This is a genomic window from Streptomyces sp. NPDC051315 (assembly GCF_044455165.1).
Classification (GTDB): domain Bacteria; phylum Actinomycetota; class Actinomycetes; order Streptomycetales; family Streptomycetaceae; genus Streptomyces.
Genome location: NZ_JBITEN010000017.1, coordinates 37,508 through 53,939 on the forward strand (window position 1 = coordinate 37,508; position 16,432 = coordinate 53,939).

The 16,432-nt window shown below is 67.5% G+C and carries 14 protein-coding genes and 4 pseudogenes; 7 read left to right on the forward strand and 11 right to left on the reverse strand.

Annotated elements, in window-relative coordinates; genetic code table 11:
- Positions 1–140 precede the first annotated feature (140 nt).
- The 4 genes from ACIBBD_RS28660 to ACIBBD_RS28675 all read right to left on the reverse strand — a co-directional run bounded on the left by ACIBBD_RS28660 (position 141) and on the right by ACIBBD_RS28675 (position 4,177).
- Complete coding sequence (locus tag ACIBBD_RS28660) at positions 141–740, reverse strand: hypothetical protein (protein ID WP_399422463.1); 600 nt, start codon at positions 738–740, stop codon at positions 141–143.
- 238 nt (positions 741–978) lie between these two features.
- Entirely contained in the window at positions 979–2,778 is a 1,800-nt protein-coding gene (uppS, locus tag ACIBBD_RS28665) for a polyprenyl diphosphate synthase (protein WP_399422464.1), read from the reverse strand.
- The gene (locus tag ACIBBD_RS28670; RefSeq protein WP_399422465.1) at positions 2,730–3,557 is read right to left on the reverse strand and encodes an ABC transporter permease; all 828 of its coding nucleotides are present in this window, start codon (positions 3,555–3,557) and stop codon (positions 2,730–2,732) included. The genes uppS and ACIBBD_RS28670 overlap by 49 nt, the downstream gene beginning before the upstream one ends.
- A gap of 14 nt (positions 3,558–3,571) precedes the next feature.
- Entirely contained in the window at positions 3,572–4,177 is a 606-nt protein-coding gene (locus tag ACIBBD_RS28675; protein ID WP_399422466.1) for an ATP-binding cassette domain-containing protein, read from the reverse strand.
- A 460-nt stretch (positions 4,178–4,637) separates the two neighbouring features.
- On the opposite strand from ACIBBD_RS28675, the gene ACIBBD_RS28680 reads away from it, so the two are divergent.
- The 4 genes and pseudogenes from ACIBBD_RS28680 to ACIBBD_RS28695 all read left to right on the forward strand — a co-directional run bounded on the left by ACIBBD_RS28680 (position 4,638) and on the right by ACIBBD_RS28695 (position 6,345).
- Positions 4,638–4,838: a hypothetical protein gene (locus ACIBBD_RS28680; RefSeq protein ID WP_399422467.1), complete on the forward strand. Its 201-nt coding sequence runs from the start codon at positions 4,638–4,640 to the stop codon at positions 4,836–4,838.
- Positions 4,839–4,878: 40 nt separating this feature from the next.
- Positions 4,879–5,687, forward strand: a pseudogene (locus ACIBBD_RS28685) (IS5 family transposase).
- A gap of 35 nt (positions 5,688–5,722) precedes the next feature.
- Positions 5,723–5,875: a hypothetical protein gene (locus ACIBBD_RS28690; protein ID WP_399422468.1), complete on the forward strand. Its 153-nt coding sequence runs from the start codon at positions 5,723–5,725 to the stop codon at positions 5,873–5,875.
- Between the two features lie 23 nt (positions 5,876–5,898).
- Positions 5,899–6,345 (forward strand): hypothetical protein, encoded by a 447-nt coding sequence (locus ACIBBD_RS28695; RefSeq protein WP_399422469.1) that lies wholly within the window; start codon positions 5,899–5,901, stop codon positions 6,343–6,345.
- A gap of 135 nt (positions 6,346–6,480) precedes the next feature.
- On the opposite strand, the gene ACIBBD_RS28700 is transcribed toward ACIBBD_RS28695, so the two are convergent.
- From ACIBBD_RS28700 to ACIBBD_RS28710, 3 genes and pseudogenes are all read right to left on the reverse strand, one after another.
- Positions 6,481–6,831 carry a transposase gene (locus ACIBBD_RS28700; RefSeq protein ID WP_399422586.1) on the reverse strand — a complete coding sequence of 117 codons (351 nt, stop codon included), beginning with the start codon at positions 6,829–6,831 and terminating at the stop codon, positions 6,481–6,483.
- 78 nt (positions 6,832–6,909) lie between these two features.
- A pseudogene (locus ACIBBD_RS28705) lies at positions 6,910–6,978 on the reverse strand (hypothetical protein); the annotation flags it as partial.
- Positions 6,979–7,267: 289 nt separating this feature from the next.
- Positions 7,268–9,268: an RICIN domain-containing protein gene (locus ACIBBD_RS28710; RefSeq protein ID WP_399422470.1), complete on the reverse strand. Its 2,001-nt coding sequence runs from the start codon at positions 9,266–9,268 to the stop codon at positions 7,268–7,270.
- A gap of 486 nt (positions 9,269–9,754) precedes the next feature.
- On the opposite strand from ACIBBD_RS28710, the pseudogene ACIBBD_RS28715 reads away from it, so the two are divergent.
- The 3 genes and pseudogenes from ACIBBD_RS28715 to ACIBBD_RS28725 all read left to right on the forward strand — a co-directional run.
- Positions 9,755–10,337: pseudogene (locus ACIBBD_RS28715) on the forward strand (response regulator); the annotation flags it as partial.
- A gap of 526 nt (positions 10,338–10,863) precedes the next feature.
- Positions 10,864–12,375 carry a family 43 glycosylhydrolase gene (locus tag ACIBBD_RS28720; RefSeq protein WP_399422471.1) on the forward strand — a complete coding sequence of 504 codons (1,512 nt, stop codon included), beginning with the start codon at positions 10,864–10,866 and terminating at the stop codon, positions 12,373–12,375.
- A 141-nt stretch (positions 12,376–12,516) separates the two neighbouring features.
- On the forward strand, positions 12,517–13,953 hold the full coding sequence (locus ACIBBD_RS28725; RefSeq protein ID WP_399422472.1) for a glycoside hydrolase family 43 protein: 1,437 nt from the start codon (positions 12,517–12,519) through the stop codon (positions 13,951–13,953).
- A 104-nt stretch (positions 13,954–14,057) separates the two neighbouring features.
- On the opposite strand, the gene ACIBBD_RS28730 is transcribed toward ACIBBD_RS28725, so the two are convergent.
- The 4 genes and pseudogenes from ACIBBD_RS28730 to ACIBBD_RS28745 form a co-directional block, all read right to left on the reverse strand.
- A complete protein-coding gene (locus tag ACIBBD_RS28730; protein WP_399422473.1) occupies positions 14,058–14,255 on the reverse strand; it encodes a hypothetical protein in 198 nt (65 codons plus the stop codon).
- Positions 14,256–14,277: 22 nt separating this feature from the next.
- A pseudogene (locus ACIBBD_RS28735) lies at positions 14,278–14,403 on the reverse strand (IS481 family transposase); the annotation flags it as partial.
- Between the two features lie 205 nt (positions 14,404–14,608).
- On the reverse strand, positions 14,609–15,274 hold the full coding sequence (locus tag ACIBBD_RS28740) for a response regulator (protein WP_399422474.1): 666 nt from the start codon (positions 15,272–15,274) through the stop codon (positions 14,609–14,611).
- A complete protein-coding gene (locus ACIBBD_RS28745; RefSeq protein ID WP_399422475.1) occupies positions 15,271–16,401 on the reverse strand; it encodes a sensor histidine kinase in 1,131 nt (376 codons plus the stop codon). The genes ACIBBD_RS28740 and ACIBBD_RS28745 overlap by 4 nt, the downstream gene beginning before the upstream one ends.
- Between the last annotated feature and the right edge of the window lie 31 nt (positions 16,402–16,432).

The following is a 16,432-nucleotide window of genomic DNA, read 5'->3' on the forward strand; positions in this document are numbered from 1 at the left end:
CGGCCGGAGTGAGCGGGTGAGAGTGCCGACCTGCTGCGGCTGTGGCGCCTGTTCGGCATCAACGAGCAGACCGCCATGCGTGGCGCAGGTGTTTCCACGCCGGCGGCCAGCCCTTCGCCAGGTCTCGCTTCCCTGTGCGTTTACCAGCCTGCCTTGGCGGTGTTGTAGGACGTGCGGCAGGCGGGGTCGGCGGCCGTGGTGGAGAGCTTGGTCATGACGTCCTTCCAGATCCTCTTGGCTAGCGTCTGCTGTGCCGCGTACTCGGCGGGGAACTCCGGGGCGTGCTTCTTGATCGTCGCAAGGGTGGATACGGCCCACTTGTTGCAGGCGGGAGCGGCGGCGTTGCGGTAGCGGTTGTCGAGTTCGGTGGTCACAGCGGGGCCGTTGGTGACGGCCCACTTGTTCCAGGCCGCGCACGCGGGCTCGGTGAGCAGGGCCTGATCTTGCTCGCTCAAGTTGCCCAGGGCGGCCAGAGTGGCGTTCCACGGCTCGTCGGGAATGGCGTAGTGGGTGGTGGGGAACTTGTCTCCAGTTTTGAAGATCGCCTCCTGGCAGGCGGGCGGCAGCGGGGCTGCCTGCAGGCGCGCTCCCTTGGCCAGGAACTGAGAGGTGTCCAGAACATGGCCGGGCTGGGCGCTCGCCTGCGTGGAGGTCATGGCGAGGGAGCATGTGCCCAGGAGGGCTGCGGAGAGGACCGTTGCGGCGATGGCGGGGCGCTTGAGGATACGGGTGGGGTTCATAGTGGTCAGCAGGCTCCTTGGTGGGAAGGACAGGGCGAGCGCCGGCCCGTACAGACCACTGCTCGGTCGGAGAACGGCCGCCGTGCTGCACAGGACACGGAAGATCACCCGGAAGAGGAAGGCCCGGTCACTGCGGGTGCCTTCTGGGGACCCGGCGGGCGGTTGCACCGGGGTACTGCCGCTGGTGACGTTCACGCGGCAGTACTGAAGCACCCATGTGGGCCAGGGAGACGCGCTTCTAGGGGTGGCTTGCAATGTGGGCGTCGTGGTCGAGTTCCCCGGCCTGCAGCCCAGGGACCGCGCCGTAGCGGCGGGCGCGATGGGTGTACTGGGTCATGGCGTGCCACAGGTCGCGGCGGTCGACGTCCGGCCAGAGTTTGTCCGAAAAGAGGATCTCGGCGTAGGCAGTGTGCCAGGGCAGGAAGTTGGAGATGCGGTGCTCACCACCGGTACGCCACAGCAGGTCGACGTCGGGCAGGTCACCAAGGGGCAGGTGGGAGCGCAGCAGATGTTCCGAGACCCTGCTTGCGTCGAGCTGTCCGGCGCGTACGTCGCTGACCAGGGAGTCGGCGCCTTGGGTGAGTTCGTTGCGGCCGCCGTAGTTGAGGCAGACCGTCAGGCTGAGACCGGTGCGGTCCTTGGTGGCCTGTTCATTGCTGCGCATCAAGTCGACGAACTCGCCCGGCAGGCCGTCAGGGGCGCCGGCCCAACGAATCCGCACGTCGTGACGGAGGAGCTCCCCGGACAGTAGCTGTTCCCGTGCACACGTCAGCACGTAGTCGACTTCCTCCCGCGGACGCTTCTCCAGGTTCTCGGTGGACAGCACATACACGGTCAGGTGAGGCAGTCCGATCTCCAGCGCGCCGTGTACGACATCAACCAGCATGTCCCCGCCGATCTTGTGACCGTCGCTGCGCATGAGGCCGCGCTCAGTGGCCCAGCGGCCGTTGCCGTCCATGATGATCGCGACATGCCGAGGCATCCGCTCGGCACGGAGCTGCGGAGGGCGGGCCCCACTGTGATGGGGTCGAGGTGGCAAAAGTTCGGAGGATGCCGCTCGGGGCGCCGGGAGCACCACGGGAGTGGGCGGGGCCGTGGTGGGGAACGCGGGAAGAGGGAAGAGACGCCAGGCCGCGGCCGCCAGGAATCGGGCCTGGCCGGCGGTGCGCCAACGTGTGAATCGGGACGGGCGCACCACGGTGTGGTGCAGCAGCGTGGGTCCGGCCTTTTCGGCGGCGCGCAGGCGGGCGTGGTAGAGACTGCAGCCCGTACGCAGCATGATGGCAGGACCGGGGGGCAGGCTGCCCCAGATCTGGGGTTGGTTCAGCCAGCTTCGGGCTTGGCGGAGGTGGCTGTTGATCAGCGCTTGGACTTGCGGGGTCCAGCGGCGCTCCAGGAGGTCTTCCTCGGTTACGCCGAAGCGTTGCAGTTCCTCTGCGGAAAACCTGATGTCGCCTTGGTCGAGGTCCTCGGCGAGGTCGGTCAGTGAGTCGGTGAGGAACAAGCCGTCGGACAGGCGCTGGTAGGCATCCAGGCGGGTGAGGTGGAGAGGGACGTCCAGGCCGGCGTGCCGCATCATCGTCAGGCACTGCTCGAGGAAGGGCAGGTAGCTGTTTCGGCTTCTGGCCCGCCACTCCTGCCACGGCGCCGCGATCGAAGCGGTCCGCAGAGCATCCAGGTGGTAGGCCGCGAACGTAGCGTCCAGCTTGCGCATATCGAGGTTCCAGTGGCGGGCGGCATGGATCAGCGCCCGGCGGGCCGGGTCCTTGCTGGTGCCGCGCAGCAGATCGATCGCCAAGGCGTCCTGCCACGCGCGCAGACGCTCGGAGCCGTTGCCCTCGCTGATATCCGCCAAGTCATCGGTGATGCTGATAGCGGCCAGCACAGCCCAGCACGCCGGGCGCAGCATCGAGGGCATCAACAGCGAGGCCAGGAAGTCATCAGCCCTGGTCGACCGCACATAGTTACGGCAGACCGCGTAGGCGGCCTTCAGTTCCGGATCGTCGATTCCGGCCCGCGCGCAGTCGGCAGCGAACACGGTGCTCCTTGGGTAGGGGGTGGGGACTGGCCGGTCACCGCGGACCGGGTGCGCCAGCGAAAGGCGAGCAGACTCAGGGCAGCGGCACCGGTGAACCACGCCAGCTGCACGCCCAGGCAGCTGAGGAGCACGGAGTGGGAGAAGCCGGCGGCCGAGGCGGACTGCATGGCGCCGTAGGAGGGCAGCAGGCGCACCATGGCGCTGCCGGCCCCTTTGCTGGCGATGGGGTTCTGCAAGGCGAGATCGATGACGCTGATCATCACGATGAGGAAAGTGCCCTCCAGCTCCCGGCGTACCACCGTGCCCAGGACCACGCCGACGGTCCCGTAGGTCATCGCGGCGCTGAACAGCGAAAGTGCCAGCACGCCGGGCTGACGGGGCGACCAGTACACGCACATGACGGCCGTGGCGTAGCCGCTGACGACGGCCGAGGCCAGAATCAGGGAGGCGACCTTCGCCAGCAAGAGCTGAGGGCGGGGATAGCCGGCCATGGCCAGTCGCCGGTCGAAGGTGCCCGAACTGAAGGTGGCCGAGAACATCGCGAAGCCAACGATCAGCGTCACCGCGTTCAACGCGCCACTGATCTGCGTGAGCTCGTTACCGGCCGCGATGAGATTCTGACCGGTGGCCCAGAGCCTGAACGACACCCGCACATCCACGATCATGAACTGCCCCAGCGAGATCCACAGGGGCACGAACAGAATCACCAGCGCCATCGCGAACTGATTGCGCACCTGCTCAACCGCCGCGAACCGTGTGGCAAGGACGAACCGCGCCACGGAGGGGGAGGGGCTCACGGCGCCACCACCGCTCCCGGGCGCAGCACGCCCTCCTCCAGACGCCACAGGACGTCCAACCGATCGACATCGTAAGCGAGATGCGAGACCACCAACACGGACTGGCCGGCGGCACGCAACTGGGCGGACAACTCCCAAAAGCGCAGATAGGTTTCCCAGTCGAAGCCCTGGTAGGGCTCGTCCAACAGCAGCACATCCGGATCGTGCATCAGCGCCAGGGCCAGGTTGAGCTTCTGCCGGGTCCCGCCGCTGAGCACCCCGACCCGCTCCTGCGCGAACTCGCGAAAGCGCAGCGTCTCCATGATTTCCTCGGCCCGGCACAGGTCGGGCAGCGAGTAAGCGGCCTTGAACAGTTCGAAGTGCTGGTGGACGGTGAACGCGTTGTTGAGTACCACTTGCTGCGGGCAGTACCCGAACCGTCCCTCGTGCCGCACCACCCCACGGTCGGGGCGCAGCTCACCGGCGAGAATCTTCAGCAGCGTGGACTTCCCCGCCCCGTTCTCCCCGACGATACCGACCAGGGCGCCCCGCGGCAGCTCGACGTCCACCCCACGCAACACAACCCGGCTGCCGTAGGCGTGATGGATACCTGCCACCTTCATCAACGCCCCCTGTGATCAAAGCCGTCTCCCACCAAGAACGCCGCAGACAGCGAATGGTCACGCCGGACGGCAGATACGCGGTCGGAACAGGCGGCGTGAACCCACGCGTCACCGCACTCAAGCAGCAGAACGTCGTGCCGGTTCTGTCACTCCTAGGTTCGGGAATCGAGGAACCCGTGCGCTTCCGACCGGGCGGCACAGAAGATCCGCCGCGCGGAGCAGGGCCACGAGTACGCCGCTGCTCAGCTCCTTGCGCTCGGAGCTCCGCGGCCGCAGCCCGGCTGCGACCCGGCCCTGTGGCTGCGTGAGGCCCTGGCCGCGGTTGGCGCCCGCAACGTCCGGCACCGCGGTGTGCACCGCTTCTGCGATCGGTTGTTGCGTGTTGCCGCTCGGCTGACGACGCTACCAGGGCGACGGGCCTGCGGCTGATGACTCCAGTCCAAGAGACCCTTCCGCCGACTTGGCCGAGTTCCCGGCCGCCTCCGATTGGTGCCAGCGGTGGAACGGCCGACGGCACTCCTTCCGTCTCGTCGGTGAGGGCGGGGTCGATGCCCGGCGGCACGCGGTCGAACTGCTGCCGGAGAAGGAGGTGAACGAGCACATCGAGGCGGCCCGCCGTCGCCAGGACCGCGCGGTGAGAAGTGACTCGCGCTGGCGCTAAGGCGCCGTTTCTGATGGCGTGATCGCTCGTTGAGCCGTGCATGACGGGTCTGATCGAGCGGTTGGTACCGGACGAGTTGTGGGTGTTGTTTCGGCGGGTGGTCCCACCGACCGAGGTCATACGTCCGCAAGGCGGCGGGCGGCGGCGGGCCAGGGACCGCGAATGCCTGGCCGCGATCATCTTCGTGGCCACCTCGGGCTGCACCTGGCGGCAGCTGCCGCCGGTGTTCGGGCCGGCCTGGCCCACGGTCTACCGGCGCTTCGCCCAGTGGAGCCAGGACCGGGTGTGGGCCCGGCTGCACCGCCTGATCCTGGACGAGCTCGGCACCCGGGGCGAGCTGGACTGGTCGCGGTGCGCGATCGACTCCGTCAGCGTCCGGGCGGCAAAAGGGGGCCCCTGACCGGACCGAATCCGACCGACCGCGGCAAGCCGGGATCGAAAATCCACCTCATCACCGACCGGAACGGGCTGCCGCTGTCGCTGGGCGTCTCCGGCGCCAACCTGCACGACAGCCAGGCTCTGGAACCGCTCGTGCGCGGGATCCCGCCCATCCGCTCCCGCCGCGGACCGCGCCGCCGACGTCCGGCCAAGCCCCATGCCGACAAGGGATACGACCACGACCACCTGCGGAAATGGCTTCGCGAGCGTCGCATCCGCCACCGCATCGCCCGCAAGGGCATCGAGTCCTCCACCCGGCTGGGCCGCCACCGCTGAGTCGTCGAAAGAACGGTCTCCTGGCTGGCCGGATGCCGAAGGCCGCACCGCCGTTATGAGCGAAAGGCCGAACACTTCCTGGCCATCGTCGGCATAGCCGCAGCCCTCATCGCCTACCGCCGACTCACCAACTGAAACGACGTCTTAAGCTCACCGTGCATGTGCGGGCCATGCACGCGTTGGTCAACGACCGCTTCGAGAAGAACGGTCGATGGGACACCGACCAGTTGGGACTGCCCATCAACCGCAGCGACCAGGCGGCGACCCTGGGACTGTTCAACTCCACGCTGCTGCTGGGTGCCCGCGCCTCGGCTGGATGGTGAGCTCAGACGACTCCCTTGCCGTGATGCACCTGTGGAAGTACGTCGGCTGGCTCCTCGGAATCGACGAGGACTGGCTTTTCGACACCGAACGAGAACAGAACCGCTTCAACTACCACGCGTTGCTGTGCCAGGACGGCCAAACGCCGGCCGGTAGCGCACTCGCCACAGCGCTCGTCGACGGCGAACGCGCTCTGGAGCAAGGCCGGCCGCAGGCTATGCGCGCTCGGTACTCGCAGCTTCGCATGCTCAGCCTGCTCAGGTACTTCCTCGGCAAGGAGAGCCTGCGCGACTTGCAACTGCCCGTGACGCCCATCTGGGCAGTGCCACCCCTCATCGTCAAGAACCTGATCGTGTCGACCACGATCAATCGCACCGAGGCCGGCCGCCGCTACCTCGACCGTACCGGCGTCGAGTGGCTCGACAATCGGGCCGAGAAGCTTCTGGAAGGTGAGCTGAACCGGATTCTGTAGCGGGCCTGACCAGGCGTGATCGCCTCGGCAGATGGGAAAGCACGAGTCCGCTGCCGGCACCACGTAAGTACCCCAAGACCACGGAGTTAGAGCGGGTTCGCGGTTGTCAACGGGATCGAGGGGGATGATCTCCACTCAGGGGTGGTCGGTCAGCCAGGCCGCGCACGTCGCCGACTCCCGGTCGGGCAGCAGGTCAACTGGAGCGTGGGTCTCGCAGTCGACCAGCACGGTGCCGTACTTGTGGCCCTTGCGGGTGGCGAACTCATCGACCCCGAGCACCCGGGGCGTTGCGGCGTACGGATCGGGCAGGGCCATGACCAGGGCCAGCAGGGTGGTGCGGCTGACCGGCGCCGGCAGCCGGGCCGCGAGGCGCTCCCCGGCCCGGCCGGCCAGGGACACCGCGATCGCGCTCAACAAGCACCCCAGCTGCGGCGTCCGACGCCCGTAGCGCACAGTCAGCCCGTCGACCTGTTCGGCGAACGTCACTCGCGGGCACCCTGGGCCGTCACAGAACAGGCGGCGGATGGTCAGCTCGATGGACACCTGCCGACCGTCGGCCGTGCCGTCGGCGACACGGCGCTGGTATCCGCTGTGCCGTCGCACCGACGGCGTTGCGCAGTCCGGGCACGGCATCGGAAACCGACTCCGCCGTCCTCGCCACTATGCGCAACACCCCGCCCTCGGGGCTCACTTCTTCCACCAGCGCCCCTTCGAGGTGCGCAAACACGGCCTTCAGTAGCTCCTCACACGCGGCAGGCATCGCGCCGAAAGTGACGGAACGTCACCGGCGCACAGGGGCAGGATCGGCTTCACGGAAATCTTGACTGAGCCAGCGTTCGGCCGTCGTCGAGAGACGCGAAGGCAGAACCGGTGAGGCGCTGTCGCGCCTCACCGGTTTTGCATCATGCTCCTGTGGTGGAGGTCAGTTGCGGGTCCATTTCTGGTTGTTCTGGCCGTTGCAGGTCCACAGGATCAGCTTGGTGCCGTTGGCTGTTGCCGCGTTCGTGGCGTCCAGGCAGAGGCCCGAGAGGTTGTTGGTGATGGTGCCGTTCGAGTTGGCGGTCCACTTCTGGTTGGTGCCGCCTGTGCAGTCCCAGATGATGACCTTGGTTCCGTTGGTGGTGCCGTTGTTGTCGGCGTCGAGGCACTTGTTGCCGTAGACGACGAGTTCGCCGCGCGAGGTCTGGGTGAAGGTCTCGTTGCGTCCGCCGGAGCAGTCCCACAGCTGCGCCTGGGTCGCGTTGATGTCGGTGTTCTTGTCGATGTCCACACATCGGTTGGAGGCGGAGCCGACGAGGGCGACACCGTCGGTGCCGGGGATGCCCTGGACGCGGAGGGCGTCGACGTCGGGGGCCGTGCTGCCAGAGACCGTCGCGAACTTCACGGTGTTGGCACCCTTGGCCAGGTGTGCGAGCACGGACACGGTGCGGTAGGTCGTGGCCGAGCCGGTCGGCGGGAAGGCCACGACGTACTTGTACTGGCCGTTCACCTGGATGGTGGCCTTGCGGGTGGTGCTGCCGCCGTTGGCGTAGGTGATGTCCACCAGCTTCGTGCCCGCCGTGGAGGCGGTGATGTTGCTGAAGGTCGGGGTGGTGGCGGTGGTGGCGTCCTCGAAGGTGGAGCCGGGGGCCTCGGTGCCGGAGACGGTCAGCAGGACCGCGTCGTTCGCCGGGACGGTCGTGGTGTGGCTGGTGGCGAAGGAGCCGGCATCGGTGCCCGTCCAGACATTGCGTACGGACGCGGTGGCCGAGGTGAGGCCGAGGTCGGCCCAGCGCACGGTCATCGATGCCGCCGAGCCCGTGCGGTTGAGCAGCAGCACGGCACGCTTGCCCGTGCCGGAGAGGACCTTGCCGTACACCTGCAGGTTCCGGGTGTCCTCGGCGACCTTGACACCCTGCAGCCCGCGCGGGTCCTGGTCGATGGCGATCATTTCGCGGTTGGTGAGGATGTCACGGGTCTCGGTGCTCATCGTGGCCAGGTTGTTGCCCGCCAGCAGAGGGGCCCCGGAGATCACCCACAGGCCCATGTGCAGCCGGTTCTGGGCGGCGGTCAGGCCACTCATCCCGGTCATCAGCATGTCGGGGTCGTTGTAGTAGCCGGTGTGATGGGCGGCCGGCTGCAGGCCGCGGTCGAAGTTGGTGAGCATCATGCCTGTGGTCGGCTTCTGGCCCCACAGGATGACGTCGCCGCTGGTGCGCCACAGGTCGCCGTAACCGGTCGCCCAGTTCCAGGGCAGTCCGGTGCCCCACTCGCAGAAGGACAGCACGAGCCTGCGGCCGGTCACGGCCGAGGCGGCCTCGTTGGCGGCGGCGATCTGCTTGTACTGGGTCTCCTGGTCGAGGCCCTCCACGCGGCCGCCACACCAGTCGATCTTGACGTAGTCGAAGCCCCAGCGCTGGAAGGCCTCAAGGTCCTGCTGGTAGTGGCCCTCCATACCGGTGTTGGGGGCGGCCGGGCGGGTGGTGGGGTAGTAGTAGCCGCAGCCCTGTTTGCCGGCGTCGGTGTAGATGCCGGCCTTCAGGCCTTTGCTGTGGATGTAGTCGGCCATGGCCTTCATGCCACCGGGGAACAGGTTCTCGTCGACGACGATGTTGCCGTTCGCGTCGCGGTCGCCCTGCCACCAGCCGTCGTCGAGGTTGACGTACTTGTACCCGGCGTCCGCCATGCCGGAGGAGACCAGGGCGTCTGCCTGCTGTTTGATCACGTTGTAGTCGATGCTGCTGGCGAAGCTGTTCCAGGACGCCCAGCCCATCGGCGGCGGTGTGACGCCGATCTGGCTGGTGCTCACGGCGGCCGGTTCGGCGGACAGGGGCACCGAGGGTTCCTGTCGGTCGAGGGCCGCCAGACCTATGACGCCGAGTCCGACGGCGAGGACCTGGGCGGTGACGCGTCTGGCCCATCTGCGAGCAGGGGTGTGCGACATACGGCTCTCCAGCGGGAAGGGAGGGGGAAAACTGACATCGCGAGGACACTGGGTCCCGTCCGAAATATCGCACGGGGTTCGCTGGGTCGGTCAGAAAGTAGAGGTGGGGCACCGACAGGTCAATGGTTCTGTCGTTTCTCATAGGTTTCTGTGTGGCTGAATCAGCTGGAGGCTTCCACGCGCTGTGGCGAGGCCGACGATCCGGCTGCCGGATGGGGGCCGCATGCTGCGGGCGCCGTTCGAGGACTCACGCGGACTCCGCCTGCCCGTGCCCGATCCATCCGCCATTCGGCTGAGGGTCCACCTGTCAGGGCCGGTTGTTCAGGCCGTTCGACCGAGGCGGTGGTCCCCGCGGCGCGGGAAGACTGCAGCGCGGTCTCCGCCCCGCCTGCAGGAGCGCGGCGATGTCGCCGCAGCCACGCTTACGCGCCGCGAGGCGACCGGGCCGCACCAGTTCGTCAGAGGAGCCGGAAGAGAGAGATGGGCATGACTATCCGAGTGGTCGTCGTGGACGACCAGCCATGGTGCGTTCGGGGTTCCCCGCGGTGCTGTCCGCGTAGAGCGACATCGACGTGGTGGGTGAGGCGCCCAACGGCCGGCTCGGCATCGACGTCAGTGGCAGCACGTACCCCGACGTGGTCCTGATGGACGTACGGATGCCGAGATGGACGGGCTGGAGGCCGCGCGGCGGCTGCTCGACCCGCCGCCCGGTGTGGTCCACCGCCCCAAGGTGATCATCCTGGCCACCTTCGACTGTGACGACTACGTCTACGAGGCTCTGCAGACAGGAGTCAGCGGTTTCCTGCTCAAGGACGCGCCCATCGCCGAACTCGTCCAGGCGGTACGGGTGATCGCCGCCGGAGACGCGCTGCTCGCCCCGTCCGTCACCCGCCGCCTCATCGAGGGCGTCTCCCGGCGCCGCCCCGCTCTCAGCCGGAACGCCCGCCTGCGACTGAACGGCCCCACGCCACGGGAGAGGGAGGTCCTGCTACTGGTCGCGCAGGGCCTGTCGAACACCGAGATCGCCGCGAGGCTGGTGGTGGCCGAGCAGACCGTCAAGACCCACATGACCCAGCTGAAACGTGGACCATCGCCCATGCCCGGGACCATGAAAGCGGGGACTCGGGCTCACCGGGCTGAAACAGTCTGATTCCAAATTCAACGACTTTCCGACAAACGACGGTTGGCGCCGCAGGTTACCAGCGAGGATGCGGCGGCCCCTTGCCGGACGGATCGCCGTAAAGCGCTCTGCCGAACTCATCGCCACGGCAGCCCGCCTCTCTTCCCCCAGCCGTCTTGACACCTTCTTACCATCCGTATAGCGTCTGGCCGAATTTCCGAACGGCATTCTAAATTTCGAACCAAATGGGCCCGCTGCTCTCACCTCGCTCGCGTATCCGACCTACGCAAGCGACTGCGTTGGACGGGTTCTGGTCGTCCGCCACCACCTCAATCGGACGAACGGCACAACCACCCCCGACATCCCGGGTCGTGACAGAAACGCGACAGCGTCCGAGCGCACGGCCCGGCACGACAACGCGTTTGGAAAGAACACCACGCTTACGCTCCCCGACGCGAACAAGGATGTTTCTGTCATGGGCAGTTCAAATAATCGGGTGCGGAAAAGCTCTTCTCTCCTCCGGCCGCTGTGCGCCACGGCGACGGCTCTCGCCGCCCTCGTCGGTGGTCTGACGTTCGGGACGGTGGTGACCGCACCCGGCGCGCAGGCGGCCACGGCGACGTTCACGAACCCACTCAACAGTTCCGGCGCGGACCCGTACATGACCTACTACAACGGCAACTACTACCTGATGACGACGCCGTACAGCGGGGCGTTGACGATGCGGAAGGCGCCCACGATCGAGGCGCTGAAGGCAGCGGCGCCGGTGCCGGTGTTCAGTGCCCACGCCGCCGGCCGTGACCACTACATATGGGCGCCGGAGATGCACCTGCTCGACGGCCCCAACGGCAAACGCTGGTACATCTACTACTCCGCCGGTACGGGCGACATCGAGGACCAGCGCGTGCACGTGCTGGAGAGCGCCGGCACCGACCCGCTCGGCCCGTACTCGTACAAGGGCATGATCTTCGGTGCGAACGACTGGTGGGGCATCGACGGAAACGTGGTCACCATCAACGGCCGGCTGTACTTCACCTGGTCGGGGGTGCCGACGCCGCAGTGGGCCGGATCCGATCCGAGCATCTACATCGTCGAGCTGAGCAATCCGTGGACCGTGAGCGGATCCCGTACGCAGATCTCCACCCCGACCTACTCCTGGGAGAAGCAGGGCACCCCGATGAACGAGGGCCCGGTCGCGGTGCAGCACGACGGAAAGACGTTCCTCACCTACTCGGCCAGCGCCTGCCAGGGCCCGGACTACAAGCTGGGCCTGCTCACCCTCACCGGCAGCGACCCGCTGAACGCGAGTTCCTGGGTCAAGAGCACGGAGCCGGCCTTCCAGCGCAGTGACACGAACAGCGTGTACGGTCCTGGCCACAACGGCTTCTTCCGGTCCCCGGACGGCACCGAGGACTGGATCGTCTACCACGCCAACTCCTCGTCGTCCCAGGGCTGCAGCACCACCCGCACCACCCGGATCCAGAAGATCACCTGGAACGCGGACGGGTCACCGAACCTCGGCGTGCCGGTGGCCACGGGCACCGCGCTGACCGTTCCGTCCGGCGAGCCGGTGGTGACGTACTACCGGCTGACCAACCGCAACAGCGGCAAGGTCATGGACGTCCAGGCACCCAACACCGACAACGGCGCGAAGATCGGCCAGTACACCTCGAACGGCAGGCCCTGGCAGAAGTGGCGCTTCGTCGACGTGGGCGACGGCTACTTCCAGATCGAGAGCCTCAACAGCGGCAAGTGCCTGGACGTGAACAACGTGTCCACCGCCGACGGGGCCAACATCATCCAGTACCCCTGCCACTCCGGCCGGAACCAGCAGTTCCAGTGGGTCGCCGTCGACGGATACAACCAGCTCAAAGTCCGCCACAGCGGCAAGTGCCTCAACGTCGTCGGCGCCTCGACCGCGGACGCCGCCCTGCTTGAACAGCGAACCTGCGGCACAGCCGCCAGCTTCCAGTGGTCACGAACGTGAAAGCCACACACGCGCCTGGCCGCCGTCATCACTGATCCCCCGGGCAGACCCAGACGTCCCTGGAAACAGCACCGGCCGCCTGCTGGACGGTCCGCTGAACCTCACTCTCATGTGATCAAGGCACTCGAAGAAAGACAAAAAATGTACATATCCGCCCTGTTCTCACGGCTGGCGACCCTCTTGGTCGCCGTCGGCCTTCTCCTCACATGCCAAACCCTGACCGCACCGCAACGGGCCGCCGCCGCTGATCCGGGCTACCTGATGGTGCACTTCACCGGGGAGGGGTCGACCAATCAGCAGATGTACCTCTCGCGCAGCACGGACGGCGTGAACTGGAACGACCTCAACGGCGGAGGCATGGTTCTGCGCTCCACGGTCGGTACGAAGGGGGTGCGCGACCCCGCACTGGTGAGATCCCCCGACGGGAGCAAGTACTGGATCATCGCGACCGACCTGTGCATCGACTGCGGGCAGACGTGGGGCTCCTCCCAGACCGATGCCAGCCGCAACCTCGTGGTGTGGGAGTCCACGGACCTGGCCACCTGGTCGCAGCCGCGGCTGCTCAACGTCGCCGGCGCGATCCCCGACGGGCGTAACGCGTGGGCGCCCGAGGCGATCTGGAACCCGGAGACCAACGACTACGTCCTGTACTGGGCGACGAACGCGACCCTCAACGGCGTGCTGAAGCACCGCATCTACTACGCCCGCACCACCGACTTCCGCACCATCACCACCCCGCAGCTCTACATCGACCGCGCCGGCACCCAGGGCATCATCGACACCCAGATCATCGAGGTGCCGTCCGGCGTGGGGAACTACCGCTACGTGCGGGCCTCCGGTGACGGCCAGATCACCCTCGAAGGCAGCAACTCGATCCTCGGGACGTGGACCAACCTCGGCAACCTCTCCGGCATCGGCCTCACCGGCTCTCAGGTCGAAGGCCCGATGTGGATGAAATTCAACGGCACCAACAAGTGGGCCCTCTACCTCGACCAGTACGCCACGGGCGGCGGGTACATGCCGGTCCTGACGACCAACCCCTCCGATCCAGCCAGCTACCAGACGCAGGCGTCGGGAAGCTACAACATGGGCGGCACCAAGAAGCGCCACGGCTGGATCCTGAACATGACGGCTGCCGAGGAGAGCCGCGTGCTCGCACGCTGGCCCAACACGACGGCCAACAGGCTCCAGTCGTACAACTTCCAGGACCGGTACGTGCGGCACACCAACTTCGACGTGCGCATCGACCAGAACATCACCAGCGACGACGCCAGGTTCCGGATGAGGACCGGCCTGGCGGGCACCGGCACCGTCTCCTTCGAGTCGGTGAACTTCCCCGGATACTTCCTGCGCCACACCGACTTCGACTTCTCACTGGCCTACAACGACGGCACCACCGCGTTCGCCCAGGACGCCACCTTCCGCCAGGTCGCCGGACTCGCCGACTCCACATGGTCGTCGTTCCAGTCGTACAACTACCCCGACCGCTACATCCGCCACTACGCCTACCAACTCCGGCTCGACGCGATCACCACCGCGACGGGCCGCAGCGACGCCACCTTCCGCGTGACGAGCTGACCCGCGCCGACAGGGATGCAGGCCCCCTCACGGCGACCTCCCGCCCGCCGCCCGCCCCCCAGCGGGCAAGGCGCCGGCATCCCACCCACAAGTCATCCCGCGCGTCACATGTGGCGCGCGGGATGGCTCACGTTCACGAGGCGGCAGCCCCGGGCGGTGAGCGTGCGCAAAATCCGCGGGACGGCGCCGACCGACGTGACGTGGATGTCGTGCATGAGGACGACGTCGTTGCGCTTGGCCTTGTCGAGGACGCTCCGGGTGACCTTCGCCGCGTCGGGGGACTTCCGATCCTCGGTGTCCAAGGTTCACGGCACCGGGAAGAGGGGGGTGCAGCAGACCGGCGATTTGTGCCGGACCCCACCGCCGTAGCGGCCGTGCCTTGATGATGCGCCGCTCGGTGCGGGTCGGCGTGCGACGCGGACTGTGGTGCGGTCGGCTGGAGCGGTAGGCTCACCGCTTGGCGGTGGTGACCGACGCCGGGAGTGTCGTCGAACCTCCCCGTTTCGGTTGGGAGGGGTCAGACGGGCGTTGTCACGCCCATCCGCAGCCTCTACCCGAGGCACGCCCCCGCTCGTGCAAGGGTCGAGGCCAGTGAGGCTCATTGGATCTGCACCCAACGGCGTTCGTGGCCTGGGGTTCGTTCATCCGCCGCGGTTCAGCCAAGAAGGTGGTTGACCAGCCCTGAGCGGTAGGCAAGGACGACAAGGCCGGCGCGGTCGTGGACCCCCAGTTTGGCCATGGCGCGGTTGACGTGGGTCTTGACCGTGAGGACGGCGAGGTTGAGCCGTTGCCCGATCTGCTCGTTGGAGAGCCCTTCGGCGGCGAGCGCGACCATCTGCAGTTCGCGTTGGGTGAGCTCTTCCAAGCGCGGATCGACGGCCGTGGTTGTCCCATCGGGTGTGGCGAGGAAGTGCTCTACAAGCATCTCGGTGGCGACCGCGGACAAGAGGGGGCGACCCTGTGCGGCTCGGCGGATGCCGTGGACGACCTCTTCCGGGTCGGCGGTCTTGCCAAGGAATCCGGTGGCGCCGGCGCGCAGCGCCTCGGTGACGTACTCGTCGGTCTCGTAGGTGGTCAGGATGAGGACCTTCGCCGGGGTGCCCAGACGGGTGATCTCCCGGGTGGCTTCGATGCCGTCGAGACCGGGCATGCGGATGTCCATCAGGACAACGTCGGGCCACCGGGCCCTGACCTGCTCGACGGCCTCCCGTCCGGTGGCGGCCTCGCCGACCACTTCCAGGTCCGGTTCGGAGTCGATGAGCATCTTGAACGTCGCTCGCAGCAGTGTCTGGTCGTCGACGAGCAGGACGCGGATGGTCACGAAGCCACCTCCAGCGGCAGGTGGGCCTCGACCAGGAAGTCTCCTCCGTCAAGGCCGGCGTTCAGGGTGCCGCCGACGGCAGCGGCGCGTTCGCGCATGCCCGCGATGCCGTAACACGCCGGATCGGGTGGGGCCACCGGCCCGAGGAGGCGGTTGCGCACGGTCAGATGCAGGGCGGTGTCTCGGTACTCGACCGTCATCCGCGCCTCGGCGCGCGGTCCGGCGTGCTTGGCGACGTTGGTGAGCGACTCCTGCAGGATGCGGTAGGCGGCCAGCCCGACTCCGGGCGGTGGCCGGCGGGGCGCTCCGGAGTGCTGCGACCGTACCGTGATGCCCATTGCCTCGGCCGAGGTGATCAGCTCCGGCAACATCGTGAGCTCCGGCAAGGGCGTGCGCGGCGATTCACCGCCGGATTCGGCGCGGAGAAGCCCCACCGCGGAACGCAATTCGCGCATAGCGGCCTGGCTGCTGCGGTGCGCCTGGTCGATGGTCGGCGGCGGGACGGCCCTGCCGCGGGCGAGTAGATAGCGGGCAACGCCGAGTTGGGCGGTGATCGAGACGAGTTGGTGGGCGACAGAGTCGTGCAGTTCACGGGCGATGCGCAGCCGTTCGTCGAGGACCCGCCTGCGGGCCTCCTGCTCGCGGGTGGCTTCGGCGTGGGCGGCGCGTTCCTGCAGTGCTTCCACGTATGCCGTGCGGTTGCGTGCGGAGTCGCCGAGGGCGGTGGCCAGACCGATCCAGCCGATGATGATCAGATATCCGGTTCCGAAGAGGGGTGCGGGGCGTCCGATTGAGGCGCAGGCGGTCAGGCAGAGCGCGGCCGCTGCGGCCGCCGTCCAAGTCCTGTGTCGTGAACTGTGCAGGGCGGCCGAGTGCAGCGCGCACATGGTGGTGATCGGAATGGGAAAGACGAACGGCAGCAGTGCCATGTAGGCGGACTCGATGGCGGTGGTCGCGGCGACCGTGGCCAGGGGCGCACGGGTGCGCAGGACCAGCGGTGCGAAGGAAAGGATGACCATCGCGGCCAGCGCCAGCAGCTGGCGCCAACCGCCGTGCGGTGGCAGTGCAAGAAGGACCAGGACGACGGCGAGGAGGGCGGCGCTGGCCGGTGAGACATTGTTGATCATTCGGTGCAGCACAGGACCCGGCCGGCTCCTG